Source organism: Amycolatopsis sp. NPDC059657, from assembly GCF_042734395.1.
Classification (GTDB): domain Bacteria; phylum Actinomycetota; class Actinomycetes; order Mycobacteriales; family Pseudonocardiaceae; genus Amycolatopsis.
The window spans coordinates 17,916-41,847 of sequence record NZ_JBHWEB010000044.1; the positions used below are offsets into that span (position 1 = coordinate 17,916).

General features: G+C 66.6%; 47 protein-coding genes and 1 tRNA gene. 39 read left to right on the forward strand and 9 right to left on the reverse strand.

Annotated features, from left to right (window positions below; all coding sequences use genetic code 11):
• The first annotated feature begins 55 nt into the window (after positions 1-55).
• Positions 56-128, forward strand: a tRNA-Asn gene (locus ACFV15_RS23595).
• Positions 129-210: 82 nt separating this feature from the next.
• Here the strand turns inward: ACFV15_RS23595 and ACFV15_RS23600 are convergent.
• The 3 genes from ACFV15_RS23600 to ACFV15_RS23610 form a co-directional block, all read right to left on the reverse strand.
• Positions 211-1,425, reverse strand: coding sequence for a hypothetical protein (locus tag ACFV15_RS23600; RefSeq protein ID WP_378352733.1), 1,215 nt, complete (start codon positions 1,423-1,425; stop codon positions 211-213).
• Positions 1,425-1,838: a hypothetical protein gene (locus ACFV15_RS23605; protein ID WP_378352734.1), complete on the reverse strand. Its 414-nt coding sequence runs from the start codon at positions 1,836-1,838 to the stop codon at positions 1,425-1,427. Before ACFV15_RS23605 ends, ACFV15_RS23600 begins: the two co-directional genes overlap by 1 nt.
• A 121-nt stretch (positions 1,839-1,959) precedes the next feature.
• Positions 1,960-2,430, reverse strand: a complete 471-nt coding sequence (locus ACFV15_RS23610) for a helix-turn-helix transcriptional regulator (protein WP_378352735.1) — start codon at positions 2,428-2,430, stop codon at positions 1,960-1,962.
• Positions 2,431-2,638: 208 nt separating this feature from the next.
• Here ACFV15_RS23610 and ACFV15_RS23615 point away from each other — a divergent pair, with 208 nt between their 5' ends.
• The 18 genes from ACFV15_RS23615 to ACFV15_RS23700 all read left to right on the forward strand — a co-directional run bounded on the left by ACFV15_RS23615 (position 2,639) and on the right by ACFV15_RS23700 (position 10,580).
• Positions 2,639-2,860: a helix-turn-helix domain-containing protein gene (locus ACFV15_RS23615; protein WP_378352736.1), complete on the forward strand. Its 222-nt coding sequence runs from the start codon at positions 2,639-2,641 to the stop codon at positions 2,858-2,860.
• A gap of 115 nt (positions 2,861-2,975) precedes the next feature.
• Positions 2,976-3,251, forward strand: coding sequence for a helix-turn-helix domain-containing protein (locus tag ACFV15_RS23620; protein WP_378352826.1), 276 nt, complete (start codon positions 2,976-2,978; stop codon positions 3,249-3,251).
• Between the two features lie 65 nt (positions 3,252-3,316).
• Entirely contained in the window at positions 3,317-3,664 is a 348-nt protein-coding gene (locus ACFV15_RS23625) for a hypothetical protein (protein WP_378352737.1), read from the forward strand.
• Positions 3,661-3,834: a hypothetical protein gene (locus ACFV15_RS23630; RefSeq protein ID WP_378352738.1), complete on the forward strand. Its 174-nt coding sequence runs from the start codon at positions 3,661-3,663 to the stop codon at positions 3,832-3,834. The genes ACFV15_RS23625 and ACFV15_RS23630 overlap by 4 nt, the downstream gene beginning before the upstream one ends.
• Complete coding sequence (locus ACFV15_RS23635) at positions 3,831-4,061, forward strand: hypothetical protein (protein WP_378352739.1); 231 nt, start codon at positions 3,831-3,833, stop codon at positions 4,059-4,061. The genes ACFV15_RS23630 and ACFV15_RS23635 overlap by 4 nt, the downstream gene beginning before the upstream one ends.
• The gene (locus ACFV15_RS23640; RefSeq protein ID WP_378352740.1) at positions 4,058-4,402 is read left to right on the forward strand and encodes a hypothetical protein; all 345 of its coding nucleotides are present in this window, start codon (positions 4,058-4,060) and stop codon (positions 4,400-4,402) included. The genes ACFV15_RS23635 and ACFV15_RS23640 overlap by 4 nt, the downstream gene beginning before the upstream one ends.
• Positions 4,402-4,536: a hypothetical protein gene (locus tag ACFV15_RS23645; RefSeq protein WP_378352741.1), complete on the forward strand. Its 135-nt coding sequence runs from the start codon at positions 4,402-4,404 to the stop codon at positions 4,534-4,536. Before ACFV15_RS23640 ends, ACFV15_RS23645 begins: the two co-directional genes overlap by 1 nt.
• Positions 4,533-4,973, forward strand: a complete 441-nt coding sequence (locus ACFV15_RS23650) for a hypothetical protein (RefSeq protein ID WP_378352742.1) — start codon at positions 4,533-4,535, stop codon at positions 4,971-4,973. Before ACFV15_RS23645 ends, ACFV15_RS23650 begins: the two co-directional genes overlap by 4 nt.
• A complete protein-coding gene (locus tag ACFV15_RS23655; protein ID WP_378352743.1) occupies positions 4,970-5,404 on the forward strand; it encodes a hypothetical protein in 435 nt (144 codons plus the stop codon). Before ACFV15_RS23650 ends, ACFV15_RS23655 begins: the two co-directional genes overlap by 4 nt.
• The gene (locus tag ACFV15_RS23660) at positions 5,401-5,799 is read left to right on the forward strand and encodes a hypothetical protein (protein ID WP_378352744.1); all 399 of its coding nucleotides are present in this window, start codon (positions 5,401-5,403) and stop codon (positions 5,797-5,799) included. The genes ACFV15_RS23655 and ACFV15_RS23660 overlap by 4 nt, the downstream gene beginning before the upstream one ends.
• Positions 5,792-6,577 (forward strand): hypothetical protein, encoded by a 786-nt coding sequence (locus ACFV15_RS23665; protein ID WP_378352745.1) that lies wholly within the window; start codon positions 5,792-5,794, stop codon positions 6,575-6,577. Before ACFV15_RS23660 ends, ACFV15_RS23665 begins: the two co-directional genes overlap by 8 nt.
• A gap of 283 nt (positions 6,578-6,860) precedes the next feature.
• Complete coding sequence (locus ACFV15_RS23670; protein WP_378352746.1) at positions 6,861-7,919, forward strand: DUF5131 family protein; 1,059 nt, start codon at positions 6,861-6,863, stop codon at positions 7,917-7,919.
• The gene (locus ACFV15_RS23675; protein ID WP_378352747.1) at positions 7,916-8,149 is read left to right on the forward strand and encodes a hypothetical protein; all 234 of its coding nucleotides are present in this window, start codon (positions 7,916-7,918) and stop codon (positions 8,147-8,149) included. The genes ACFV15_RS23670 and ACFV15_RS23675 overlap by 4 nt, the downstream gene beginning before the upstream one ends.
• Positions 8,146-8,466, forward strand: coding sequence for a hypothetical protein (locus tag ACFV15_RS23680; RefSeq protein WP_378352748.1), 321 nt, complete (start codon positions 8,146-8,148; stop codon positions 8,464-8,466). The genes ACFV15_RS23675 and ACFV15_RS23680 overlap by 4 nt, the downstream gene beginning before the upstream one ends.
• Positions 8,466-8,951, forward strand: a complete 486-nt coding sequence (locus tag ACFV15_RS23685; protein WP_378352749.1) for a hypothetical protein — start codon at positions 8,466-8,468, stop codon at positions 8,949-8,951. The genes ACFV15_RS23680 and ACFV15_RS23685 overlap by 1 nt, the downstream gene beginning before the upstream one ends.
• Complete coding sequence (locus ACFV15_RS23690; RefSeq protein WP_378352750.1) at positions 8,951-9,628, forward strand: lambda exonuclease family protein; 678 nt, start codon at positions 8,951-8,953, stop codon at positions 9,626-9,628. The genes ACFV15_RS23685 and ACFV15_RS23690 overlap by 1 nt, the downstream gene beginning before the upstream one ends.
• Positions 9,628-10,269, forward strand: coding sequence for a hypothetical protein (locus ACFV15_RS23695; protein ID WP_378352751.1), 642 nt, complete (start codon positions 9,628-9,630; stop codon positions 10,267-10,269). The genes ACFV15_RS23690 and ACFV15_RS23695 overlap by 1 nt, the downstream gene beginning before the upstream one ends.
• A complete protein-coding gene (locus ACFV15_RS23700) occupies positions 10,266-10,580 on the forward strand; it encodes a hypothetical protein (protein ID WP_378352752.1) in 315 nt (104 codons plus the stop codon). The genes ACFV15_RS23695 and ACFV15_RS23700 overlap by 4 nt, the downstream gene beginning before the upstream one ends.
• A gap of 99 nt (positions 10,581-10,679) precedes the next feature.
• On the opposite strand, the gene ACFV15_RS23705 is transcribed toward ACFV15_RS23700, so the two are convergent.
• Positions 10,680-10,949, reverse strand: coding sequence for a hypothetical protein (locus tag ACFV15_RS23705; RefSeq protein ID WP_378352753.1), 270 nt, complete (start codon positions 10,947-10,949; stop codon positions 10,680-10,682).
• Between ACFV15_RS23705 and ACFV15_RS23710 the strand changes: the two genes are divergently transcribed.
• The 20 genes from ACFV15_RS23710 to ACFV15_RS23805 all read left to right on the forward strand — a co-directional run bounded on the left by ACFV15_RS23710 (position 10,943) and on the right by ACFV15_RS23805 (position 22,256).
• On the forward strand, positions 10,943-11,707 hold the full coding sequence (locus ACFV15_RS23710) for a hypothetical protein (RefSeq protein WP_378352754.1): 765 nt from the start codon (positions 10,943-10,945) through the stop codon (positions 11,705-11,707). The genes ACFV15_RS23705 and ACFV15_RS23710 overlap by 7 nt on opposite strands.
• On the forward strand, positions 11,704-11,886 hold the full coding sequence (locus tag ACFV15_RS23715; protein WP_378352755.1) for a hypothetical protein: 183 nt from the start codon (positions 11,704-11,706) through the stop codon (positions 11,884-11,886). The genes ACFV15_RS23710 and ACFV15_RS23715 overlap by 4 nt, the downstream gene beginning before the upstream one ends.
• Before the next feature lie 16 nt (positions 11,887-11,902).
• Positions 11,903-12,268, forward strand: coding sequence for a hypothetical protein (locus ACFV15_RS23720; RefSeq protein WP_378352756.1), 366 nt, complete (start codon positions 11,903-11,905; stop codon positions 12,266-12,268).
• 14 nt (positions 12,269-12,282) lie between these two features.
• Positions 12,283-13,080, forward strand: coding sequence for a hypothetical protein (locus tag ACFV15_RS23725; protein WP_378352757.1), 798 nt, complete (start codon positions 12,283-12,285; stop codon positions 13,078-13,080).
• Positions 13,080-13,907, forward strand: coding sequence for a hypothetical protein (locus ACFV15_RS23730; RefSeq protein ID WP_378352758.1), 828 nt, complete (start codon positions 13,080-13,082; stop codon positions 13,905-13,907). Before ACFV15_RS23725 ends, ACFV15_RS23730 begins: the two co-directional genes overlap by 1 nt.
• A complete protein-coding gene (locus ACFV15_RS23735; protein WP_378352759.1) occupies positions 13,904-14,287 on the forward strand; it encodes a hypothetical protein in 384 nt (127 codons plus the stop codon). The genes ACFV15_RS23730 and ACFV15_RS23735 overlap by 4 nt, the downstream gene beginning before the upstream one ends.
• Complete coding sequence (locus ACFV15_RS23740; protein ID WP_378352760.1) at positions 14,284-14,700, forward strand: hypothetical protein; 417 nt, start codon at positions 14,284-14,286, stop codon at positions 14,698-14,700. The genes ACFV15_RS23735 and ACFV15_RS23740 overlap by 4 nt, the downstream gene beginning before the upstream one ends.
• Complete coding sequence (locus tag ACFV15_RS23745) at positions 14,693-15,064, forward strand: hypothetical protein (protein ID WP_378352761.1); 372 nt, start codon at positions 14,693-14,695, stop codon at positions 15,062-15,064. Before ACFV15_RS23740 ends, ACFV15_RS23745 begins: the two co-directional genes overlap by 8 nt.
• Entirely contained in the window at positions 15,064-16,770 is a 1,707-nt protein-coding gene (locus tag ACFV15_RS23750; protein WP_378352762.1) for a DNA cytosine methyltransferase, read from the forward strand. The genes ACFV15_RS23745 and ACFV15_RS23750 overlap by 1 nt, the downstream gene beginning before the upstream one ends.
• 19 nt (positions 16,771-16,789) lie before the next feature.
• On the forward strand, positions 16,790-17,344 hold the full coding sequence (locus tag ACFV15_RS23755) for a hypothetical protein (protein WP_378352763.1): 555 nt from the start codon (positions 16,790-16,792) through the stop codon (positions 17,342-17,344).
• Positions 17,341-17,640, forward strand: a complete 300-nt coding sequence (locus ACFV15_RS23760; RefSeq protein ID WP_378352764.1) for a hypothetical protein — start codon at positions 17,341-17,343, stop codon at positions 17,638-17,640. Before ACFV15_RS23755 ends, ACFV15_RS23760 begins: the two co-directional genes overlap by 4 nt.
• Positions 17,615-18,115 (forward strand): hypothetical protein, encoded by a 501-nt coding sequence (locus tag ACFV15_RS23765; RefSeq protein ID WP_378352765.1) that lies wholly within the window; start codon positions 17,615-17,617, stop codon positions 18,113-18,115. The genes ACFV15_RS23760 and ACFV15_RS23765 overlap by 26 nt, the downstream gene beginning before the upstream one ends.
• A complete protein-coding gene (locus tag ACFV15_RS23770; protein WP_378352766.1) occupies positions 18,112-19,059 on the forward strand; it encodes a hypothetical protein in 948 nt (315 codons plus the stop codon). Before ACFV15_RS23765 ends, ACFV15_RS23770 begins: the two co-directional genes overlap by 4 nt.
• Positions 19,056-19,262 carry a hypothetical protein gene (locus ACFV15_RS23775; protein ID WP_378352767.1) on the forward strand — a complete coding sequence of 69 codons (207 nt, stop codon included), beginning with the start codon at positions 19,056-19,058 and terminating at the stop codon, positions 19,260-19,262. The genes ACFV15_RS23770 and ACFV15_RS23775 overlap by 4 nt, the downstream gene beginning before the upstream one ends.
• Positions 19,259-19,582 carry a hypothetical protein gene (locus ACFV15_RS23780; RefSeq protein ID WP_378352768.1) on the forward strand — a complete coding sequence of 108 codons (324 nt, stop codon included), beginning with the start codon at positions 19,259-19,261 and terminating at the stop codon, positions 19,580-19,582. Before ACFV15_RS23775 ends, ACFV15_RS23780 begins: the two co-directional genes overlap by 4 nt.
• Before the next feature lie 255 nt (positions 19,583-19,837).
• Entirely contained in the window at positions 19,838-20,197 is a 360-nt protein-coding gene (locus ACFV15_RS23785; protein WP_378352769.1) for a hypothetical protein, read from the forward strand.
• A complete protein-coding gene (locus ACFV15_RS23790; protein ID WP_378352770.1) occupies positions 20,197-20,436 on the forward strand; it encodes a hypothetical protein in 240 nt (79 codons plus the stop codon). The genes ACFV15_RS23785 and ACFV15_RS23790 overlap by 1 nt, the downstream gene beginning before the upstream one ends.
• Positions 20,429-20,722, forward strand: coding sequence for a hypothetical protein (locus tag ACFV15_RS23795; RefSeq protein ID WP_378352771.1), 294 nt, complete (start codon positions 20,429-20,431; stop codon positions 20,720-20,722). Before ACFV15_RS23790 ends, ACFV15_RS23795 begins: the two co-directional genes overlap by 8 nt.
• Positions 20,723-20,802: 80 nt before the next feature.
• Positions 20,803-21,813: a hypothetical protein gene (locus ACFV15_RS23800; RefSeq protein WP_378352772.1), complete on the forward strand. Its 1,011-nt coding sequence runs from the start codon at positions 20,803-20,805 to the stop codon at positions 21,811-21,813.
• A gap of 278 nt (positions 21,814-22,091) precedes the next feature.
• A complete protein-coding gene (locus tag ACFV15_RS23805) occupies positions 22,092-22,256 on the forward strand; it encodes a hypothetical protein (RefSeq protein WP_378352773.1) in 165 nt (54 codons plus the stop codon).
• 76 nt (positions 22,257-22,332) lie between these two features.
• On the opposite strand, the gene ACFV15_RS23810 is transcribed toward ACFV15_RS23805, so the two are convergent.
• From ACFV15_RS23810 to ACFV15_RS23830, 5 genes are read right to left on the reverse strand one after another with little or no spacing between them, the layout of a single operon-like run.
• Positions 22,333-22,506 (reverse strand): hypothetical protein, encoded by a 174-nt coding sequence (locus ACFV15_RS23810; RefSeq protein ID WP_378352774.1) that lies wholly within the window; start codon positions 22,504-22,506, stop codon positions 22,333-22,335.
• 4 nt (positions 22,507-22,510) lie between these two features.
• Entirely contained in the window at positions 22,511-22,714 is a 204-nt protein-coding gene (locus ACFV15_RS23815; RefSeq protein WP_378352775.1) for a hypothetical protein, read from the reverse strand.
• A 45-nt stretch (positions 22,715-22,759) separates the two neighbouring features.
• Positions 22,760-23,374: a hypothetical protein gene (locus tag ACFV15_RS23820; protein ID WP_378352776.1), complete on the reverse strand. Its 615-nt coding sequence runs from the start codon at positions 23,372-23,374 to the stop codon at positions 22,760-22,762.
• Between the two features lie 13 nt (positions 23,375-23,387).
• Positions 23,388-23,642: a hypothetical protein gene (locus tag ACFV15_RS23825; RefSeq protein WP_378352777.1), complete on the reverse strand. Its 255-nt coding sequence runs from the start codon at positions 23,640-23,642 to the stop codon at positions 23,388-23,390.
• 17 nt (positions 23,643-23,659) lie between these two features.
• Complete coding sequence (locus ACFV15_RS23830) at positions 23,660-23,890, reverse strand: hypothetical protein (protein WP_378352778.1); 231 nt, start codon at positions 23,888-23,890, stop codon at positions 23,660-23,662.
• Between the last annotated feature and the right edge of the window lie 42 nt (positions 23,891-23,932).

Here is a 23,932-nt window from a genome sequence, read left to right on the forward strand (position 1 = left end):
AGGCTGTGCGCTAAAGTTTCTCTCGTTGGTCGGAGCGATCCGATCAGATGAGCGATCCCCTGTAGCTCAACTGGCAGAGCATTCGGCTGTTAACCGGAGGGTTCTTGGTTCGAGTCCAAGCGGGGGAGCGTAGCCCCAGGTCATAGACCTGGGGCTCTTTACTTTTCGGGCCCAAAACGGTGCCGCCCTCCAAGAACCCTCCAGATTGAATCAGCCCGCCTGCTCCCGTTTCATCCCCTCCAGCGCGGCCAGCGTGCGCGGATTCTCGGGTCTCTTCGGTCGGTAGTGCTGCTCCACCACGCGCTCCGTGTTCCCCAACTGGTCGGCGATCTCCTTGTTCGACAGGCCTGCCTCGTCGAGCACGGCCGTGACGGTCTTGCGGAACACGTGACTCGTGACCCACCCGTAGCCCACTTCGGTGAACGCCTCCTTGATCCGGTTGATCATCGTGGCGGGAGCCAGCCACTCAGCACCGAACGCAGGGAACAGCGGGCCGACGCCCGCCGCGAGCTTGAGTCGTCGCCAGATCGACCACGACCACTGCGGTACCTGGATCACCAGCGCCGGGCGATTGCCCTTCCGGCCCGGCATCCGGCGCACGCCTGTGCCCGGCTCGACGACGATGTGATGCCCGATGTTGAGCTTGACCGTGTCCTTCGAGATGATCACGTCCGGCCCTGCCAGCGCCAGCAGTTCCCCCACGCGCACGCCCGTGGCGAGCATGCAGTCGACCAGGTCGGGCAACTGCGTCCACACCAACGCCTTGCGGCCGATCCGTCGCCCCCTCTTGTCCGTCTGTCTTGCCTTGCCGAACGCCTCCAGCTTCACGATCAAATCTGCTCGCTGTGCTGCGTCGAGGGACTTGATCTCTGGCTTCTTGTCGACGGCCCGACTGAGCCGCTGGGTCGACTTGACGGGGTTGACCTCCAGCGCCTCGCACTTGATCGCGTACTCGCAGATCAAGGAAAGGACCGTCCGCAGGCTCTTCGCGGCGTCGTAGCTGCGCTGCTCGCGGCAGCGCTGGATCAAGTCGTTGTACGGCTTGGCCGAGCGGCACTCGCGCGCGGTTCGCTCGCCGATCGACTTGACGACCCAGTTCTTCACGTAGCCGCGGAACTGCCGCACCGTGTCCATGCTCTTGCCGGAGAGGCGGTAGTCCGCCTCCAGCCACTCCAGCCAGGCGTACGCGATCACCCGCATGCGCGTGTCGGCGTTGATCTCACCGGCCTTGATCTCGTCGACCAGCTCGGAGAGGCGTTTTTTCAGGGCATTGATCGCCTTGGTCTTGGTATCGCCCGTTTTCTCGACGCGCTTGGAGGTGCCGTCCCCCATGCGGAGATAGGCCTCTGCGCGCCATTTGCCTGACGGCTTTTGCTTGCAGTTGATGTTGCCCCATGTGCCGATTGGGGTTGGTTGTCGCGCCATTACCGTGCGTCGCTGGCGGGACGATTACGCATAGGAATTACTCGGCCATCCCCCTGAAAGGGGATAGTGGCGGGGCCGTCCGTGTTCGAATTGTCGACCGGTGAAGAACCTGGGAAATTCCAACCAAGATCCTTCATCATCGCGGTTACTTCTGCCTTCTTCTTTTTCTCGCGTGCCTCCCTGGCGGTCTCCATCCAGTCCACATAGGTCCTGTCAATATAGTCCAGCACCTCCGTCACTGCAGCGCAGAGACCTGCGAAGATCCACAGTAGGAACATCGTCGCCCGGAACAGGTCCAGAAGCGATTCAGATAGGAAATGCTCCTTACTAACTAGTCGGTAAACGATTTCGAAGAGGACGACCCCAGTGCATAGGCCCGCCAATCCGGCGAACCAGAGCATGAATTTGGACATGCGCGACTCCCTTTGTACGTTCTACACATGCCGCTTCCCCGAGACTGTCCTGTGTATCAAGAGACAGTTGCACAGCGTTAGTAACATCGCCTGTATGGAGTAGTGGCAACTCCGAACGTGCTCAGCTGACTTCGGTGCCCTCGTCGGCAGAATCCGACAGCTGGGAAGCGAGCAGATCGGCCGTTTCGGCGCTCAGTGCCGCCGCCTCGGTACTCAGCTTCGTGAGCGCGGCGCGCGCGGCTTCCGATCCGAACTGGTCGTAGACGTCGGGGACGAGCGAGATCTTCCGGTGCACCTCGGTCTGGCGCGCGGCGATGCGTTGCAGCGCGGCGAGAACTTCGGGCGCGAGGCGCGACACGCTGAGTGGGTCGCGGCCGGCCATGGCAACGCGGTACCCGCCGGTTGGCCAGTGGAGTGCGTCGCCCAGCTTGCTGAGCGTCGTGGGTGAGACCGGCTTGCCCGCTTCGATGCGCTGCACGGTCTTCAGGCTGACGCCCATGCGGTCGGCAAGGTCTGCCTGTTCCAGGCCTTCGCGGGCACGTCCCGAGATCACCTGGTCGGCGAGATTCCTAGATTGTCCTTCCCCGGCCACTCGGTAAGTGTGGCCTAAGAGTCGCCTCGTGTCTACGACACATGGCCTCTGACGTCGCGGTCTTCGCTGTAAGTGTCTCATCCTGTCCCCTCCGTGTGCTCATTTTCTACTCTTAAACCGTCTTAGGGCGCAAGCATGCGCCACTTTTGGCCCAGCCCTGTCCTTTACTGTCTTGCACTGTCTTGAAAACTGTCCTATGGTGTCTCGCATGGCCACAGCACTCGGAGGCAACATCCGCAAACGGCGGATCGAGCTGGGCCTGGAACCCGCGCAGGTCGCAAAGCAGATCGGCCGGTCGACGAAGACGCTCTACAACATCGAGAACGGCTGGAACTCCACGAAACCGGAAGTCCTACACCGCCTCGCCAAGGTCCTCGATCTGCCGATCGACCAGGTCATGGCCAGCGACTGGGTCAAACAGCCCGCGTGATCGATCTCCAGGCCCATCCCATTCCCCCGCCTCGCCCGGCCGGACCAGCCCCCGCAACACCCAAAGGTCCGGCACCTGCACAGCCCAAGACCCCCAAGCCGGAGAGGAGACCGCGGTGAACGCCTCGCCCAAGACGCAGACGCAGGAGCCGGTCGGCGACGTCCCCGAGCGGAAGGCGTACGTGCCTGCCGAAGCTTCGGTGCTGCTCGGCGGCATCGGATACCGCGCGGTCATGCGCCTGATCCACCTCGGACGCCTCGGCCACATCAAGGAAGGCCGGGCGTACCTGATCCCGCTCGCCGAGATCGAGCGCTACCTCAAGCCCGCCATCAAGGACCAGGGCGAGCCCCGGGCCGCCATGCGCACAGGCGCAAACCTGCGCTCTGCCTGACCCACCAAGGAAATAAGTCGGCCCGGTGCTGTGAACACCGGGCCCAGCCAAGGAGAGATACCTCCATGACGAGCACCATCCTCGCATCCCCGCCGGGCAAGCCGCGCGCCGTGATGCTCGAATTCGTCGACCCGCTCACCGGTGACCGGAATTTCCGGCCCGCCCGGGTCGAACACCCGGAACCGAAGCACGCCGACCAGCACAGCGCGGCCGAGCCGATCCTGTGGGCACTGTCGACGTTCGTCTACCTCATGACGACGGCCGCCTGGGTTACGGCCTGGGTCGCCATCGACGTGACGACGAAGGCATCCGCGGCACTGCGGAGGCCGTACGTCGTGCGTAAAGCAGCTGTCGCCGCCGCCAGCTTCGGCGTGCTGATGGCCGTCGCGGCCGCGTGGGCGAGGTCGAGATGACCGTCCGCCTGAGAGAGACCGTAAGCGTCGAGGCCTTCCACGCGATGGCGGGGGAGCTCGCGCGCCGCGCGGGCACCGCGATCCGCGAGCAGGTCACCGTCGTCGAGCTCGCCGCGAAGGTCGGCGACGACATCGACGCCGACGGCTACCCGACGCGGGATCACCGATGAGCGCGGCGAGCGGGATCAGACCCGCCGAGCAGACCGGTGTCGACGCGCTCGTCGGTGACCTGTCGCAGTACATGCCGACCGTGCTCAGGATCCAGGTGCCCGCGCATCCGACGCTCGCGAAGTGGGGGCGTCTCGTGTCCGCGTCGATGTTCAGCGGCCTGGCGCTCGGCGCGGTCCTGTGCTTCGTCGCCGCCGGCATCGCATTCGCTCTGGCGGTGTCGCGATGAACGACTTCGAGACGTTGGACGCGATCGTCAAGCACGCCAAGGGAAACCATCTTGACGACCGGATGTTGTCGGTCCGGATTCCGGGGGAGCCGCAGCTGCGGATGCACGACGACGACGTCGCACGTTTCCTGACGTGGGGCGCGTCGCTGCGACGCAGAACCGTGCGCGTCGATCGCGGCAACCGACGCTCGACGATCACGGCAACGGGCCTGATCGACTGTGGTCGCCGCGTGTCTGTGGTGGTCGACGTCCGCACAGATCTCATTGCGCGCCATGGCTTCGCGGGCATCGTGACCATCACCGAGCTGGACGTTCTGAACCGGAAGACGGTGGGGGTCTGATGGCGATGTTCGACTCGTTCAAAAAGGCCAACGAGATCGTGCGCAATGGGGCGGACGACGCGGTCATTGAGGAAGCCAACGCCCAAACCCGCGCTGAGGAAATGCGGCAGCAACTGGAGGACCAGAACCGATGAGCGACGACAAGCCATTGCACGTTCAGCTCGCCGCTGGTCTGCGGGCATTTGCAGACATGATCGAACAGAACCCCGAGACCGCCGACGGATTCCGGTACACCCTGACGGACGCCGCGATCAACGTGCACTTGGCCGACGGGAACGAGGCTGAGCAGCAGGCGATGTTCGCGCGGGTGGCGTTGAGGCACGGCGCGAAGGTCACCAAGGACATAAACGACACGTGGCACAACCTGATCATCGACTTCGGCGGAGTAAAAGCGCAGGTGCTCGCCTACCGCGAAGAGGTGTGTGAGCGCGTCGTTACCGGCACCGAGACCGTCACGAAGACCGTGCCGGACCCGAAACTGCTGGCCGAGGTGCCGACCATCGAGGTCACCGAGAAGGTCGAGACCTACGAGTGGCAGTGCAAGCCGCTGCTCGCTGGCGGTGCGTCATGACCATCCTGGGCAGAGAAAGCCTGTTGCAGGCCGTGGAAAACGTCCTCGATAGCGCGACGGCCGAGGTGACACGGCTCGTCGGTGACGCCATGCCCGAGTCCACATCGGACGAAGACTTGCGGGCGCAGATCCAGGCCACCTGGAAAGACGTCGAGGCGAAGGCGCGTGAGATCGGCGCGGACTGGCGTATGTGCGTCGACGACGTGATGGCGCGGATTTGGCCGGTGGTGGCGGGCCTGCAGCGACAGATTCGGCTGCTGAAGTCGCTTCCTGGTCGGGTGGACGGCGACATCCTCGCTCAGATCCTGGGGGCCTACGCGCCTGAGCAGTGGACGCCGTCGGCACGGGCCGCGTTCGCCGACAGTGTGCTCGAAGCGATGGCCCTGTCCGGCTTCAGTGTCCACCGCGTCTCGGTCGGCGGTGTTTCATGACGTACCAGACCAGGTCGTACGACATCGAGCACAACGACGGCTTCGGGCCCGACCCCGTGGTCGTGCTCGTGGTCACCGGAACGCACGACGTTTCGCGGCTGATCCACCTGTTCGCCCGCACCGGGAACTGCGAGCAGGTCGGAGTTAGCCAGCAGATCCAGGCGCAGGTGCGGCGACACAACGGCGGTAAAGCCGCGATGCGGCTTCTCGCCGAGCACGGCGGCCCGGACCTGCTCAAGCACGTGATGCTGCCGACGAAGGAGGCCGTGCGGGATCTGGCAACCCTGCTCGATGAGGCCGACTCCCAGGTCGACAACTCCATCGAGCAGAGATCGGGGCCGTACTTCCTGCACCTCGCGCGAGTGGTTCTTGAAGGTGGTGCTCGCCGTGGCTGACATCAACGGTCAGGTGCTCGACCCCAAGGTCGTGCTCAAGCGAGCCGACCACGCTTGGACGAAACGTGTCGGTGATGATGCGGCGCTCCCCGAGTACATCGGTGTCCTTGCGTCGGCCGTGCAAGAGCACATCGTTTCGAAGATGGTCGCCGCCCGTGCCGATGAGGTCGTCAGCGCCGAGCTTGCTCGACTGTGGCAGGAAAATGCGCAGCTGGCGGACCAGCTCGGAGGCGAGCAGGAGCGCGCTCAGCGTGCCGAGGCCGCGATCGTCACGCTTGAACAGGGCCTGGTCGAGCAGATCAACAGCTTGAAGGCTCAGCTCGCCAATCAACAGGGTGGCCCCGCAGACGCGGCCGCCGAGCTCGAGCGGCTGAAGGAAGAACTCGCCGAGGCCCGCAAGGACACGACGAGGCGCGTTGACCGCGCCGTCGAAGCCACGAAGACCGCGACTGCCGCGCTGCGGGAGAAGGTCGAGGAGCTGAAGATCGCGCTCGCGTCGAAGGACGGCGAGATCAACGCGGCGCGCGCCGAGCGGGACACGGCGCTCGGTCGGGCCCGCGACCTGGAAGCGGCGATCGAGGAACCTGCGGGGCACCGCCACACCTACGAGTGGGTGGCGCCGGGGTTTATGCCGGAGCCGTGCGAGTGCGGCCGTCCGTACCCGCGTGCGTTCGAGGTCGTCGACGAGGAGCTGGTCGACGACCGGGAGGCGTGGGATGTCCTGGCCTCCGATGTGCGGCACCCGATCGTCGCGGACAGCGGGGAGGTGGCTGCGTGATGACGGAACGGGAGCAGTGCGGTTCTCCGCATGGGTACCGGCTGCACAAGGCGGCGGGCGAGCTGGCGTGTGAGCCGTGTCTGACGGCGATGGCCACTTACAGGACGCAGTGGCGGATTGCGAACGGCCAGACGAGTTCTGTCCGTGTCCCGGTGGCTGCGCTCGCGAGGCTGCTGCTGACAGCGCCTGAGCCTGTTGCTCAGCGGGCGGCCCAGGAGCTGGGGCCCGGGGTGGCAAAGGGCGTCGTCGAGCGGCTGCGCCGCGTCCAGAAAGGCCTTGTCTGATGGCGACGAAGATCGAGTGGACCGACGAGACGTGGAACCCGGTGACGGGCTGCACGAAGGTCTCGGCTGGTTGCGATCACTGCTATGCGGAGGTCATGCACGAGCGGTTCAACGGCAAGGGTTCGTTCGCGACGGTGCAGCTGAAGCCGTCCCGTTTGGACAAGCCATTGGGGTGGAAGCGTCCGCGCAAGGTGTTCGTCAACTCGATGAGCGACCTGTTCCACGACCAAGTGCCGGACGAGTTCATTGCGAAGGTGTTCGCGGTGATGGCTTCCTGCCCGCAGCACACGTTCCAGCTGCTGACCAAGCGGCACGCTCGGATGCGGTCGCTGCTGAACGACGCCGCCTGGCGGAGCTCGGTGTTCCTCCGCGAGAGCGTGATCCCGGGAAGGAGCAGGCCGTTGCCGTCCTGGCCGCTGCCGAACGTGTGGCTCGGAGTATCCACTGAGGACCAGAGGTGGGCGGACATCCGCATCCCGGCGTTGCTCGAAACCCCGGCCGCCGTGCGCTGGATCTCGGCCGAACCCCTGCTCGGACCGATCGATATTCGTCGGTACATCCCCGAAAAGATCGCCGATTGGGAGGCGGACCTTCTCGATGCACCGCGCGGGTCCGCGACCGTCGGTGGACTCGACTGGGTGGTCGTCGGCGGCGAGTCCGGTCACCGCGCCCGCCCGATGCACCCGAACTGGGCCCGGTCCGTTCGAGACCAGTGCGCCAGCGCGGGCGTGCCGTTCTTCTTCAAGCAGTGGGGTGAATGGGGCCCGGCGCCGTGGACTGTCCGCGTGTGCGATCCGGCCGTCGGCTGGCAGGGCACCGAGGAGGAGCTCGCCGCAGCGAAGGCTGACTCCGAGGCGCGCGGCGCGACACACGTCTACGCCTCGTGGGCTCACGAGTACGGACACGACCTCTACCAGCCGCCCGCGAAACCGTGGAGCTCCGAACGCGTCGACCCGCTCGACGAGCACCAGGCACCGATGCGGAAGTGGGGCAAGAGCGCGGCTGGCTGCGAGCTCGACGGCTGTCTGCACGACGAGTACCCGGCGGTGAACGCGTGAGCATCACTGCCACCGCGATTACCACCGTCGCGATCCTCGGCGCCGGGGTCGGCGGGCTTCTGCTCGCCGACCGGCTCGGACTGCTCCAGCCGTGGTTCCTCGACGACCAGCCGCCGGCCGATCGGCCGGGCAGCGACGACCAGTTCGGCGAATGGCTCGGCGACGGCGACCTCGGCCGCATGGCCGATGACCGCGAACGCGCCGAAGAAAACCTTGGAAGGAAGTCATGACCGCCCGCGTCCTGTACATCCCGCTGTGGCACCCCGACGAGCGGACCATCCCCATCGGGTGCGACTACTGCGGGCAGCCACTCGCCGGTCTGTTCGTCGGGAACGGCTGGCGGTTCGTGCAGCACCGCTTCATCGTCAGAGACTGCGGATCGGCGAATCCGGGCATGGCTCTGCGGTTCGACCTCGCGCCTAACACGATCGTTGGGTGGGGCGGCGGTTCGGGCCTGAGCGTTCGGTTCAAGTCCATCATCAGCCCGGACCAGCCCACTGGCAGCAGCGTCGACGGGCCGAGCGTCGATGTCTTGGCGGTGGCGTGATGGATGCCTTCGAACACGCCGAGGAAGCCGTCGGCACCGCCATGCTCGGCTACGTCGTCAAGCGCGCCCTGTCGACTCTTCTGGTCGCCGCGCTCACCGCCCTCGCCGAGCTGGCGGTGGTCGTCCTCGCCGTCATCGGCGTGTGTCTGCTGGACGGCTGGGTTCAGTTCGGCGCGGCCGTGGTTCTGGTCGCGACGATGCTGGTGCGGCCCCTGCGGGTATGGCGTCGGAAGCGACGTACCGCAGAACCCGCGAGTCGTCGGTCCCGGATTCTGACCAAGTTCGCAACCGTGCCCGTGAACGCGATCGGCTATCCAGCTTTCTCCGCCGGCATGGCATGGCCGTACGCGGTCGCCGCGTGCACGGCGCTGCTTGTCGTCGAGTTCGGCCTGTGGTTCGCCGTGATCGGTCCGCACAGCAAGCGGCTGAAGCAGATCTCCGAGTTCCTGAAGGACACCGACGCGCCTCGAACGTGGGAGATCTGATGCCCCTCACCGAGTTTCCGGACGTGATCCAGGGCTCCGACGAGTGGCTCGACCAGCGCCGCGGGCTCGTCACCGCGTCCGTCGTCGGCCAGCTCGTTACGCCGAAGACGCTGAAGATCGCGTCCAACGACAAGAGCCGGAGCATCGTCGCGCAGCTCGTCGCCGAGCGCATCACCGGCTACACCGAACCGACCTACATCGGCGACGACATGCTGCGCGGCATCGACGACGAGCTACGAGCGCGCGACCTGTACGCCGAGTTCTATCAGCGGCCCGTGCGCGAGGTCGGTTTCCTCCTGCGCAAGGAAGACAGCTGGCAGCTCGGCTATTCGCCGGACGGTCTCGTCGGCGACGACGGGCTGATCGAGGTGAAATCGCGGCGCGCCAAGCTGCACCTGGGAACGGTCCTCTCCGGTGAGGTTCCCGCCGAGTACATGGCGCAGTGCCAGGCAGGGCTGCTCGTGTCCGGCCGCGAATGGCTGGACTTCATCAGCTACTCCGGCGGCATGGCGATGTGGCACAAGCGATTGCGCCCGAACCCGGAATGGCAAGAGGCGATCGTCGCCGCGGTCGAGCAGTTCGAGGAGACGGCAGCGGAGATGGTCGCGGAGTACGCGACCAAGACCGAAGGCCTGCCCGCGACTGAGCGGATCATCCACATGGAGATGAGGATCTGATGGATATCTCCGACACCATCGCCCCGAACAGCGACCAGCTCGACGCGGTCGATCTCCTTGCCGGGCCGCGCACCTTCACGATCAAGAAGGTCAGCGCGGGCAACGCCGAGCAGCCCGTGAACATCGACCTCGTCGAGTTCCCGCGCACGTGGCGGCCCGGGAAGTCGATGCGCCGCGTACTCGTGGCGTGCTGGGGGCCCGACGCGGCAACGTACGTCGGCCGCCGCCTCACTCTGTACTGCGACCCCACGGTTCGTTTCGGCGGCCAAGAGATCGGCGGGACGCGGATTTCCCACCTGAGCCATCTGGAGCGGCGGAAACAGGTGCCGCTGCTGGTGTCTCGCGGGAAGAGCGCGATGTTCGTCGTGGAGCCGCTCGTCGAGACGAACAAGGACCGCGCGGCCAAGCGTGGGGACGAAATCGACTGGGACGCTCGCATCGCTGAGGCAGGAGGCGACGTCGAGAAGGTCCGCGCGCTCTACGAGGAGGCGAAGGGGCTCTACGGCAGCACCCGCCCCGACCTCGCCGAAAAGCTCGCGCGGGCAGGCAAGGCCGCGAAGGAAGCCGCCGAGCCCGCCGACGACCCTGACAACCAGCTGCGCGCCGACGACCCAGACCTGACGGCGGGCTCGACGCCATGACCGCGCCCAAGTCCGTCGCATTTCGAGCCTTGCTCCGGCCCGAGAAGGTCGCGTCGCGCGAGTTCGTGCACCAGGTCGGCAAGGACCTTGAGGTCGGCGGTGCGCGTGCCGAGCAGATCGCTGACTACGTGGTCAACGAGTTGGAGCGCGTCGGCGGAAGCGATGCCCGCCTCGTGTTCCTCGTGGAGGACGGCAGCGGCCCCTACTGCTCGTGGTGCTGGGCACTCGCCGGCATGTGCCCGCACATCGCCGGTGGAGTGTCGGAGCACGTCAAGAAGGACCCTGTGCCGTCGGAGTCCGCGCCTGGATAGAGGCCGACGGCACCACATGGCCGGGCGGGGGCGGGCTCACCCCAGCCACCCCCTGAGTCCCCGCCCGGCCCCACCTACCAAGGGAGGTTCCCCGTGGCACTACAGATCACCCAGTCGCTGGACCGACCCGACACCGCCCCGATAGCCCGTGCTCGCCTCGTCCGCGCATGCCGTCGCGGCGAGCTCCCCGCTGAGGTCCTCGACACTGCCGACCGCGCCAAGCTCGTGCGCGAGCTCTGGGCCATCGGTTGGACGGACGTCGAGATCGCCACGCATACCCGAATGTCCACCTTCACCACCGGTCGCATCCGAGCCGAGCTCGACCTTGCGGCGCACCCTGCTCTGGAAGGACACGTTGCCTGATGCCACGCAGCGAAGCACGTCTCGGCTTCGACATCTGGGAAGGCCTCAAAGGCCGCTCGGATCAGGCGAAGCTGGCGTACGCGGCGGTTCTTACCGAGCCGTCGGTCACGCAGTGCGGCGTCGGTGCCCTTCGAAAATCGTTGTGGTGCAAGAAGCTTGAGTGGCCCGTCGACAAGCTCGACGCTGCTCTGTCCGAATTGGACGAGCATCGGTTCGTGTTCGTTGACGAGGACACCGAAGAGGTTCTCGTGCGGACTCTGATCCGCAACGACAAGGTCGACCGGATGCCGTTCGTGCTGAAGAACGCGCTGAAGGCATCGAAGCTGGTCCAGTCGAAGAGGTTGCGGCACGAGCTCGCCGAAGAGCTGCGGAAGCTGGACTCGGACGAGGCGCACGCGACTGCCGACGAGCTCGACGGCATGGGGAAGCGGCGGACGCAGCCGTCGGCGAAGGGTTCGAAGACCGTTCCCGAACCGTCCGAGAAGGGTACGGCGGAGCGGCCGCCGTCGCGATGCCCGATGCACCAGGCGAAGTCCACGTCGAAGCCGTGCCGCGCATGCGCTGCGGCTCGACGTACCGCCGAGGAATGGGACACGCAGCGCCAGAGCGACGCGAATACCAAGACGTCCTCCGAGGCGCGGACTCGTGCTGCGGAGAAGAGAGCGGCGATCGACGCGTGCGACCGGTGCGACGAGGACGGCTATGACGACCGCGCGGTCTGTGACCACAAGACGAGACCGAAGATCGTTCGGAGGACGTCATGAGCGACGACGAACGCCCCCGCAAGGACCGCACCGGCGAGCTGGTCGAGCCGGACGAACACGACTGCGACGACGGGTGGCTCGACCGCGATGCCGACCCGATGCGCCCCTGCCTGATCTGCAAACCCCACCTCGCCCCATCCCGGCTGCGTGCCCAGCTGCACGGGCCCTACGACATCTGAAGCGGAGACGCTGAACATGAGCTCTAGAGATGCCGACATCACCGCGCGTGCCGCGAAGGAATGCTGGGTCGATTGGCTGCCCGGCGACGGCACCGCCTACCGCGTCCACGCGCCTGTCATCGTCGGCGGACCCGACGCCGCCGACCGCGTCCTGCTCGTCAACTGCGTGCGCCGGACCGTCGCGTTCCAGTTCTCCCTCGCCGAATACCGGCACATCGAGTTCGGCCAGTGGACCCGGACCCGAGCGCGCGCCGAAGGGGTGCCCGACTGGGCCTGGTCCGCCGCCGAGCCGCTGCTGGCCGCGTACGGCGTCACCAAGCGGTCGCTGCTCCCGGCCAAGCCGCGCATCGTCGACGCGGAACCCGCCGGCGGTGTGCTGTGACCGCCGCTCACGACATGCTTGCGATGCTCCGCAGGCACTACCTACCCGAGTCCAAGCCGCCCGGCGGAATCTTCGCGGCCGAGATCCAGGCGCCGAAGTCGACCCGGCGCGCCGACCTCATCTGGCAGGGCGTCACCTCGACTTCCGGGCATGCGCTCGTCGGGCACGAGATCAAGGTGTCCCGTGCCGACGTACTCGCCGAGCTGTCGGACCCCACCAAGGCCGACGCGTGGATGAAGTACTGCAACTTCTGGTACCTCGTGATCCCGTCGCTCGACCTCGTCGAGGGTCTGGACCTCCCCGGAACCTGGGGTGTGCTGCTGCCGCCGTCCGGCCGCCGAACGCGGTCGATGACCGTCGCGGTCAAGGCTCCCAAGCTGGATCCCACCGACCAGGGCCCGGCGCTCCGCACCATCGCTACGTGGCTGCACTGGCGGGTCAACACCGCCGAGATCAAGATGCGCTCCGCCATGAGCGAGGCTGAGAAATGGCAGCAGCAGGTAGCCGAACTTCGTCTGCAGGTTCCTGTGTCTGAGCGACGCGGTCCGACGCCCGATCAGTTGGTGCTTCAGCGGATCGTCGCTGCGCTCGGTGTTCAACACAGCCACGCCAGCGGTTCCGTTGACGTCCAGCTCGGCGACTGGAAGCACCCCATCGAGGTGGACGACGTCGTCGCCGTGCTGAAAGACATCGGTGCGGCCCGAGCGATCAAGGACAAGCTCGAGTTCGAAGCGAGAGTTGACCTCGACACGCTCAAGCGCGTCCTGGCGGACCTCGACCGCACCATTCGAACCTTCGGCGGTGCAGCATGATGACCAAGCCGCTGCCGCGCTGGATCGCGCACCTCCAAGCCGTCGTGCTCGGCTCTTTTTGGCGCCCCTGCCCATCGTGCAACGTGCCCTTTGGCGGCCACGAGCGCGCGGCGACCGACCGCTTCGCAACGATCCCCGGCGGCGAGCACGTCGACCGCATCATCTGCCCGGTGTGCACCGACCACGGTGTCGGATGCCTCGCGCACGCCGGAGCCTGGCACCACAACGGATGCGAGTACGTCACCGACACCGAACTGTGGCCCGCCGACGACACCGACGTTCCGCCTGGCCGCAGCGGGCCGTATCCGCTGTCTGCTGACGGGGTCAAAACGCCGCCGGCCGGATTCGCTGCGGCGGCCATGATGCCGATGCAGGAGGCCGCTAACCGCATGTTCGCGAAGCTCGCGGCCGTCGGGTTCAGCGTGACCGACGTCCCGCCAGGGCTACCGAAGATGCGGCTCGTAGGCGAGCCCGTCAACGCCAAGGAGCTGTACCTCCCGGGCGTGGCCGAAATTCCGTCGAGTTCCTTGTCGGCCGACGCGGCCGAGAGAGTGAAGACGCGCGCCGCTGAACGGCAAGAGAGGGAGGCTGCCGCGCGCGCCGAGGTGCTCGCCCGGCACGCCGAGCTCGTCGCCGACGCCCAGACCGCCGAGGTGAAGCAGCTCCTGGAGGAACACGTCCCCGTCGAGGACGGTGGCCGTCTCGAATGCCGCGGCTGCGCCCGGATCGAGGACTGGAACGGCGACGGCGATTTCATCCCGTACTGGCCGGAAGCCCCGTGCCCCACCTGGAAAACCATGGACAGCCTGAACAGGAGGGCATCTTGACCGACCAGTTCGACGACGCCGCGCTCGACGCCTTCAACCGGACCCGGGGCCGTGAGTGGATCAGCGGGAAGCCGCTTCCGCTCACCGCGGCCGACCGCATCCAGATCGCCCAGGCCGCCGCGAAGGCGCGCGCCGCCGAGCAGCCGGTCGTCGAGGTCGAGCGCTGCGCCCTCAGCGACCTCCCGAAGGACTCGTGCTCGCACTGCCGACCCGGCGGCGACCGGCCGCCCGTCAAGGTCGACGGCAGGCACCGGATCTTCACCGCGCAGTTCCCCGGAACCTGTGCCGTGTGCGACGAGCCGTACCCCGCCGGCGTCCTGATCGCGCGCCTGCCCGACAGCGTCGGGTACGCCGGGCCGTGCTGCCGGGACGACGCATGAGCGCCCGCTACGAGGTCGACGTGCCGATGATGCGCCGCCGCTCTGGCGGCCCGCTGGAGCCGCCGCTGACCGCCAACCAACGCCTGCACTACACGCAACGCGCGCAGCGGACCGCGGCGATCCGGATCGGCGTGCGCGACGAAGCGCGGAAGGCCGGAGTCCCGGTGTGCCAGCACATGACGGTGACGCTGCACTACCGGCCGGGCGACAACCGGCGCCGCGACGCCGACAACCTCGTGCCGACGCTGAAGGCCGCGTGCGACGCCCTCGCGCGCGGCCCGCGCCGGGACTGGGTCGGGCTCGAGCTCGTGCCCGACGACACCCCGAAGTACATGACCAAGAACATGCCGATCATCCACGAAGGCACGGGGGAACGTCGCCTGTGGATCGAAATCGAGGTGACCCGTGCCTGAATTCGTCAACGGCCTGCAGATCCGTAAGCGGCTCGGGCCGAGCGCCTGGTCGGCGCCCATTGTGTATGGCCCCGAAGGGTTCGCATTCAAGGCGCGCGACGACAGCGGCCACATCGTCGTCACGGGCTGGACCGAGCCCGACGGCATCGACTGGATCCACGCGTCCATGTCTCGCGCCAACGGCGTGCCGTCCTACGAGGACCTGAAGCTGCTGCACAGCGCCGTCTGGCCGGACGGAAACGCCTACCAGTGCTTCGTGCCACCGGACGACCACATCAACATCCACGAACGCGCCCTGCACCTGTGGGGCCGCGCCGACGGCACCCGTGTCCTGCCGAACTTCGGGAAAGGGGGAACGATCTGATGAGCCGCACCGCCACGCACCGGCCAGCCAAGCGCCGCCGTCGCTTCAAGCACGACGACCACGTTGCCGTCGATCTCTTCAGCGGGTTCGGCGGACTTACCCGCGGTATCGAGCAGGCCGGGTTTACGACGATCATGGCGGCGAACCACAAGCGCTACAAGGTCGAGGTGCACGAAGCGAACCATCCTCACGCCGAACACTGGATCGCCGATCTCGTTGACCCGGAGGCCGCGGACTACCACTCAGCTCGCGACCTCCCGCCCGCTGATCTTCTCGCGGCAGGCGTCAGCTGCAAGAACCATTCGCAGGCCAACACCGAAAAAGCCTACGAGCAGCGCATGAATCTGTTCAACATGGACGATCCCGAATTCGAGGCGCGGGTCACGCGCAGCGAACGTGACCGGGCTACGGCGAACTGCGTGCTCCACTACGCGGCCGAGCACCACCCTCGTTTGATCATCGTCGAGTGCACCACCGAGCTCACGTCGTGGGGGCCCGCGCTTCCGAACAAGCCGTCGGTCGGCGACGGTTCGACCTACCGTTGGTGGATCAAGAAGTTCGAGGACCTCAACTACAAGCACAAGGTCCTGTACCTGAACTCGCAGTTCTTCGGCGTCCCGCAGTCCCGAGATCGCTACTACGGCGCCTTCTGGGACCGCAGCCTCCCGGATCCAGACCTGGAGCACCGGCCGGAATCCTGGTGCCACAACTGCGATACGACCGTGGAAGCCGTGTGGTCGTGGAAGACCGGCGTCCCGCCGACTGGGTCCGTGCGCTACGGCAAGCAGTACTTCTACACCTGCCCGCAGTGCCGCCGCGAAGTCGTGCCGCCGATGACGCCGAGTCTGCATGCGCTCGACCTGACCAATCTCGGCACGCGGATCGGTGACCGCAAGAAGCCACTCTCGGCGCCGACGATGGCGCGCGCCGAGCGTTGCAGGAAGCGGTTCGCCGAGTTCCCAGCGATCCTGATGCCAGCGAAGGCCGTGCACGGCTCGGAGCGTCACCCGTGGCAGCCGCTGGCAACGCAGACCAGCCAGCAAGAAACGGCGATACTGTCCACAGGCCAGGTGTTCGCGGCGCATCGGCACAACGGCGACGGGAAGCACCTCTCGCTGCCGATGGACACCGTCACGTCGACGCACGAGAAGGCGGTCCTATTCGCGGCGGTGAACAACTACCAGGGAGCACCGCGCGGCCTCGGCGAGCCACTGCCGACCCAGCTCGGTTCCGAAACGCTCAGCCTCGTGTCCGCCGGCGTGCTGCCATACCGCAAGCACACCATCCCGACGTTGCACGGCGAGCCGATGCCGACCGTCACCTCGGACCAGATCCCCGGCCTGCTTTCGGCGGCTTGGATCAAGCAGAACGGCACCAGCGCGGACGCCACCGCCGCCCACCCGCTCATAGATCCGCTGGGCACCCTGACCGCCAGGGATACCACCGCACTGGTCGCCGCTGATTGGCGCGCTGCTCTCGCGGATTTGAGCCTGGACGATCTCCACTTCCGGATGATGCGGGAGTACGAGATCGGCCGCGGATGCGGTTTCGACGTTCCCTTCCTGGACCACCCGGGCACGTTCATCGTGTGGGGCAGCGCCCGCGACCAGACGGACGGATTCGGCAACGCCGTCAGCCCGTCGGTTGGTGAGTGGATCGGCACGAGGATGCGCGCCAGCCTTCACCGAACCGAGTTCGCCGCATGAACCCGCAGCGAGGTGTTGTGTGACCGTTCAGCTGCTGCCCTGCTACGTCCGGGGCATCACCTTCGCGCCGGAGCCACTCGACACTGCCCCCAGCTACGTTCGCTCACGCGATGCGAACCGGTGGCACCGACCGCGGTCAGGTTGGCGCTTCGCCAAAGATCGGGTCGCAATCAGGTACTGGTGCGGGGCGGATGCGTCGGACTGCCTTGGTGTCGAGGAGACCCCTGTCGGCGATGACGTCTGTGGCACCTGCGAGGGTCGGTTTCAAGCCCAGCAGGACGGCACACTCGTCTTCACGCCGCGGTCGTCGCTGCCGCCGCGGATCTGCCCGGCGACCGGCGTGCAGAACCCGGCGTGGATGCGGCCGACGAGGTCGTTCCCGTGCCTGGTGTGCGGCGAGGACGTGACCGCGCCGCCGATCTCCAGGTACTACTCGGGGCGGCACATCATCCGTCACAAACCCGGACCGGGCCTCATTCCGCCGCCGTGCCGGGTGCACGGATGGTTCTACCTCCGGCTCGTCGACGGCCGGATTGTGTGCGCCTGCACGATCGACCTCGGTGAGGTCGCGTGAGCCGGTACATCAGCGACACCCCGCGCGAGAAGACGATCCTCGGCATCGAGGCCACCGTCGAGTGGGTCGAGGCGCAGAAGCGTCCATTCACGACACACGACGCCATGGACGGCGCCCAGTTCCCCGGGCACGGCTACTCGCAATGCCCGACCTGGTCGACGGTGTACCGCACGATTCGCGACCTCGAGCACTACGGCCTGATCGTGCGCGTCAACCACCGCGACGCGAAACCTGCTCTGTGGACCACCATCGACCGGAAGGAGCCCCTCGATGGACGAACTGCTCGACCGAATTGACGCGCTCACCGACCCGAAATGCGGCTGGTGCCGTGAGGCGCTCGCCGCCGACAGCGCGTCGGTCGACTTTTGTTCACAGGACCATCAACAGCTGTGGATGGCGCAGCGTGGCGATCCTCTTCCTGAGTACAGCCCGACCGAGCTGTTCCTGATCCGCGTCAGGCGGAGGTATCAGGCCTACGCGCAGATCATCATGCGTGTCGACGTGTCGGTGCTCCAGCACGCGGTCGAGGCGGCGAGCCTGGCAGTGCTCCAGTTTGGCCAAGCGCTTCGCCCGCCGATGTCTTCTCGACGCCAAGGCAGCACCCCGAGATTCGTCATCCTCGACGAGCTGGCTCAGTCCCAGCGCGACCCCGAGCCGGATTCGCGCGCTCGGCGAATGCAGGCTGCGCTCGGTGCGCGCCGCAACCGAAACACCGGGCCCGCGCAGAAGATGCGCGTCCCCAAGCGACTCGACGGAAAGGCACGCCGATGACCAACATGTGTGCGACCGCGTGCGGCCAGCCATCCGAGACCGAGCTGTGCGGCGCGTGCTGGACGCTGCTCGAGCGGGAGCTCGGCGACGTGAAGTGGCTGTGCGAGCAGCTCGACGTCACCTTCACCCGCCAAGCCAAGATCACCAGCGGGGGCATCGGGTTCGTCACCGGCAACCCCGAGACCGCGCTGCCGCTGCACCTCGGCGCGTCCGACACCTTCGAGCAGCTGCGTGACCTGCTCTCGTCGTGGGTGCGGGACCTGTGGGAGCACCACGCCGTCCGCTGGACGGTGTGCCAGGTGTGCGCGGCCGAGTGCCGCGACGGCAAGCAGGAGCACCGGCTGCCGACGTGCCCCGGGACGTGGGACACACACGTCGACCCGCTCGACATCGCGATGCACCCCGTGCCGCTGTCCCGCTGGATTATCCGGCACCCCAGCTGGGTGCAGTCGCATCGCGCCGCGTTCGAGCTGTGGGACGAGCTCACCGCGGTCATTCGTCGCGCGCGGCGGGTCGTCTTCGGCCCGCAGGAGCGCGTCTACCTCGGCCCGTGCATGGCCGCGAGCCTCGCGCAGCCCGACGAGCCCGAGTCCGAAGAGGAAGTCCTGTGCCCGGAAGACCTCTATGGCATCCCGGACCGAGCGACCGTCGTCTGCCCGACGTGCGGCATGGAATGGAGCATGGCGGACCGCCGGCAGTGGCTGCTGCACGAGGTCGAGGACCAGCTGCAGACGGCGACGGAAATGTCCCGCGCGCTGCCGACCTACCTGGACCAGCCGCTGACGGCGGCGATGGTCCGCGGCTATGCGGCGCGCGGCCGGATCCTGCCGCACGGGTACCGCCAGCGCGGCCAGCAGAGCGACCCGACGTACCGCGTCGGCGACGTGATCGACCTGCTCAACCAGATCAGGGCGGAATCCGCCCGCACTCAGGAGGCATCGTGAAACACCATGTGGCGAAGGTGAACGGGAAGACGAAGAACCCGCGGTGGCCGGTCGACCCGGTGATGCTGGAGCTGTGGCACGTGCCGCGCCGGTGGATGGTCGGGTTGGCGCTGGACGACTTCGACCCGGCTGAGGCCCGGCTGTCCGACGCGCGCGAGGCAGGGAATGGCTTAGCACGATCGACGAATCAGGGGGTGTCATGACAAGCGGCGAGCAGATCCGCGATGAACTGGCCGTTCTGATCAACGACCAGTACCAGGCCGTGGCTGGTAGATGCGATACCGGGCATGGGCTCACGGAGGCTAGGGCGGCCGCCGATGGGCTGCTGGCTGCCGGGTGGCGGCCAACGTCCTGCAAGGACTACGAGCAGAAGCTGGCTGCGTTCGACCGCGTGAAAGCGCGTTGCGAGGCGATCCAGGGCCATGATCGCTACGCGCTGGTGAACATCAGCCAGATCGCCGACTTGTTGCGCCCAGACGGGCTGTGGCGTTGCTCGTTTGAGGAGCCCACCCGCGATGGCTGAACCCCGAGGCGAGTACGTCGAAATCGGCCACGCCATTCTTGCTTGCCCTCGCTGTGGCGCGCCTCGCCACGTCCCAGTTGAAGCGACATGCCGACCAACAGAAGGCCCCGACACCAAGACGTGGCGGGCCACCATGAACGGCGAAACGGTCGGGCAGATCTACCTTGCCGTTCGGCACCGGCCAGACGGGCATCGGTGTGCCTCGAACGCTCAGCCAGCTAAAGGGTTGAGCGTCGTGCGCGAAGGAGACGGACTGTGACAACGCAGAGGTTCGAGATCGTTGGCGACATGCTTGCCGAGTGGGTGGACAAGTGCACTTGTGGCAGCGGCGGCGATTTCCCGCACGAATCGGGTTGCGGGTTGGAGCCCGTCATCCCGCTGGCCAAACTGCTCACTCCGCCACGCGTGTTCTTCCCCGGCGAAACCGTGCCCATCGGCACCTTCATCGTCTCCAAATACGGCTCGGCGATTCGAGTGGACGAACACATGGTCCAGCAGAGCCATGGTGTCGGCGGCGCGGTGGTCGGCGCTGTATTCGTCGAGACCTTCCGGCCGAGCGCCGAGGAGTGGCAGGCCATTGTGGACCGCGCTCGCGCTGAACGAGAGGGCAGGTGATGGCCACCTACGAACGTAGAGAAGTCACGACGTATGCGGTCGAGTTCGTCGTGCCCGCGCCGTGGCCGAAAGGCGCGTGCTGGGTCGAGCTGACCAAGGCGATCAGCGCTGCGCACCAGGAACTCGTCGCGTCGAGGAAGCTCAAGAATTGCGAGGAAGCAGCCGACGACCTGATCCGTCTGATCCCCGGCGACGGGGAGATCATCGTCCGATTCGAGGAGGACGCGATCCGTGCCTGAGACGCCTACGTCGATCGATTCGAGGTGCGGTACCTACGGCGGCTACCAGGCACACTACAAACGCAGCGAGAAGCCGTGCCCGGCGTGCAAACATGCGTTCACGGTCTACATGGGACGCTGGCGTGTCCGCTCCGGCCGCACCAAGAACGCCCTCGTTCCGTACGACGTCCTCGGCGCTCTTCTCGCTGCGGTGCCGACCGAGTTGGAGGAGTGGGCAGAGGCGCGCCTGGGTGATGCCGTGGTAACGCGTGCGCTTGAAGAAGCAGAGAAGACGAGTGCTGCATGACCCAGACACAGGAAGAACTGATCGAGAAGGCCAGGCGCGTTGTCGTCGAGACACTGGGGAACGACCCGTTCAACGCTGGCTTGGACGCAGACGCAGCTGATCTAGTGGATGCGCTTGCGCGCGACGGGCTGCTGGTCGACGTCGAGCAGAGCGTCGAAGTGGAGAAGCTGAAGGGTTTGCTGGAGCAAGAGTCCCGCGACCATGACTGGGTGCTTGCCCGAATCCGGCAAAGCCTTGGTACGCCGGACGGCCGAGCTATCAGCATCCACGCTCGTGAGGTCGCGACCGATCTGCAAACGCTTCGAGAGCAGGCGGCTAACGCCTTCGCCGACACCGCGCAGCTGAAGGCGATGTTTGCCGACGGCGGCGCAATGAACCTGGAGATGGTGCCACCGCACGAGCTCGTCGTCGCCTGGGTACGTGCCGCTCGGCACATGCTCGGTGAAGCCCCGAACTACAGCGAGACACCGGTTTCGATGGAGGTGAAGGCTGCGGGCGAGACCGAGCGGTTCATCTTCACCGTGCAGCGGGAGAACGGGCTTACCCCGCACCAGGCTCGCCGCCAGGCCGAAGCCGAGCGGGACGAGCTGAAGGCCCGTGTCGACCAGCATGAGGAGTTGCTCGCCTACCTGTGGCTGTATGTGAAGTGGCGCTACGTCACCAAGCAGCTGACCACCGAACAGAAAAACCTGTGGGCGGACGCCATCGAGAAGATCTCCGAACGCGAACATCCGGGCGAAGGCACGGCCGCCGACCGGTGGTGGCAAGACGACCAGCCCACGCCGGGTGAGGCGAAGCCGAGTCCCGTTTGCCCCTGCTTTGCCTGTGTGTCGCCGACCTGGGGTGACATGGAGAGCTACATGGTCGTGTGCGAGACGTGCGGCAACAAGCGCTGCCCGCACGCCCGGTTCCACGGTAACTCCTGCACTGGCTCCAACGAGCCTGGACAGGCGGGCAGCGACTACCACAACGCGTGGAAGCGAGCCGAGTGCGAGTGCACGCGGTGCGATGTAGCTTCGCCACGTACTTCGCCATCCACTGTGGACAGTGGCGAAGCAGTGGCGAAGCTCCAGTCGGACGATCCGGGTTGACGTCGTACCGGCGGTGCAACGTCAGCGGCTGCATCCTCGACGCAGCGAACGGCACCAATCGTTGTCTGCCGCACGCGCACAGGACGGCCATACCGGGGGAGCCGTCCCACGCGCCGTTCCCCGGCAGCCAAGCCGCCGAATTCGCCGCCCGAGTGAGATCATGACCAGGCTAAAGCGTCGCTCGACGTGGCTACCGTCGACCTAATGCTGATCATCCTGTCCACATGCCTTCCTTAACGAGCTAGGAGGTGAGGGGGACTAACGGAAGGATGATCAACATGTTGTACAAGGCGGACCCTGAAATCACCGTCGTCTACGGACCCACCTTGACCCAGGCCGACGTCGCCCGCGCCACGGCCGGCGTCGACAGGCGCGACCCGATCGCGGTGGGCGACGCGCTCGACCGCTTCGAGCAGAACCGCGAAGCCGCGGCGCGGCAGTAGCTCGACGACGAACGGCCCCCGGCTCAGGCCGGGGGCCGCTTGCTGCCTAGCCGATCTTCCTATTGAGTCGGCGCGGCTAGCTGCCGCTGGACCACTGGTCGCGGATGTCGTCGGCGGTCTCGCGAAGGTGCTGCGCCGCAGGGCTCTGGTCGTTCGGGTCGGAGTTGCCCGCCGCACGCACCACCTCTTCCTCGTTGTCGCGTTTCTGCTGGGCCATTTCCTCGGCCCGCTTTTCGCTACGTGACGGCATGAGGTCAGCCCTTTCCGGTCAGGATCTCGACGTGCGGCTTGAGCTCGTGGCACGGCGACGTCGTGCAGTCCTCTTCGTCGGCAGCCGCGCGGTATGTCACCTGGTGGTCGACCACCTCGGTGACGTTGTAGACGTTGTCGCTGAACGTGAACGCGATACGTTGTCCTGCCTCGAATTCGCACGGCTCGGCAGGGGGCACGTCGGGCACAGTGATTCTCCTTCTGGTGTGGGTTCTGGCGAATGGGAGCTATCGTCAGCGGGGGGCTCGATGCGGGTTGAGTGCCGCGAACATCGCCTCGAAAGTCGGCACCGGCTGGTCGCGGAACTGCTTGCCGGTCGCGAGGTCCAGGTGGCCCCAGTTGCCCAACTCGCCGCGGTCGCAGTCCATCAGGCTCATCGTCGCGGGCACCAGCACGTCGAGAACCTCGTGGTACGTCTCGTGGTCAACGGCGTTCACGCCGGGGCTCTCGTGGACGACACGCGGCGTGATCAGAACTTCGGCGCGGCCGGTCTCCGGATCGACGTTCGTGCGCTCGTAGCGGGCCTCGGCGTACGCGCCACGCAGCAGGTGACCGCGGAACTGCGACCAGCGGTGGTTGTGCGGGATCTGCTGGTCTTCGCCGCCGCGCACGTCCGGCCTGAACCAGATGTTCAGCTTCACTGTGGCCTCGACGCCGTTCAGCAGCGTGAGCTCGGACTTCGAGATCTCGCCGTCGAGGTCGGGGATGTGGAGCCAGTGGGCCGGGTCGGTGAAGCGTTCCCAGGTGAGCTGGCCGACGTGCGGCGTGTGCTCGGCGACGCCGGCGGCGGCCAGTTCGTACATCGTCTCGTCGAGGGTGAGGCCGGGGATGGGTTCCACAGTGATCATGCGGGGTTCCTTTCTAGTTGAGATCGTCGTCGGTGTCGGGTGGCGGGTTTTCGGGCGTGTAGCGGAGAAGTTCGGTCTCGGTGCCGGTGACCGGATCGACGTCCAGTACCCACGCGGTGCGGCCGGTGTCATCCATGCGGGCCATCTGGCGGGCCAGGAGCACCGCTTCCCGCTCGTGGAGCCGGGCGCGGCGCTGCACATCGGTTGGCAGGTGCGGCCACTCGAAGCAGGTGCGGTACCGGCGGGGAAGGCCTTGGAGCGGGTTCACGAGTCGGTCGGCGCGGCTTAGAGGGTCGAGCCGCGGCCGACGGCGGGCCAGGGCTTGAGCGCCGGGGTGCGCGCGGCGTGGTCGAGGAGTGCGCGGCGCTGCGTCTCACCCATCAGGTCGCGCACCTCGACGTCGACGCCGTCGTTGTCGGGCGCGTCGACCGGGGCGTCGAGGTTCAGCAGCGCGTCGTCGAGCCGCTCGCGCAGCTCGGCGTCGGAGAGGTTGGTCAGTGAGGTGGACAGGGTCATCTCGATCTCCAATCTGGTCAGCGATCATTTCAGATTCGGGAC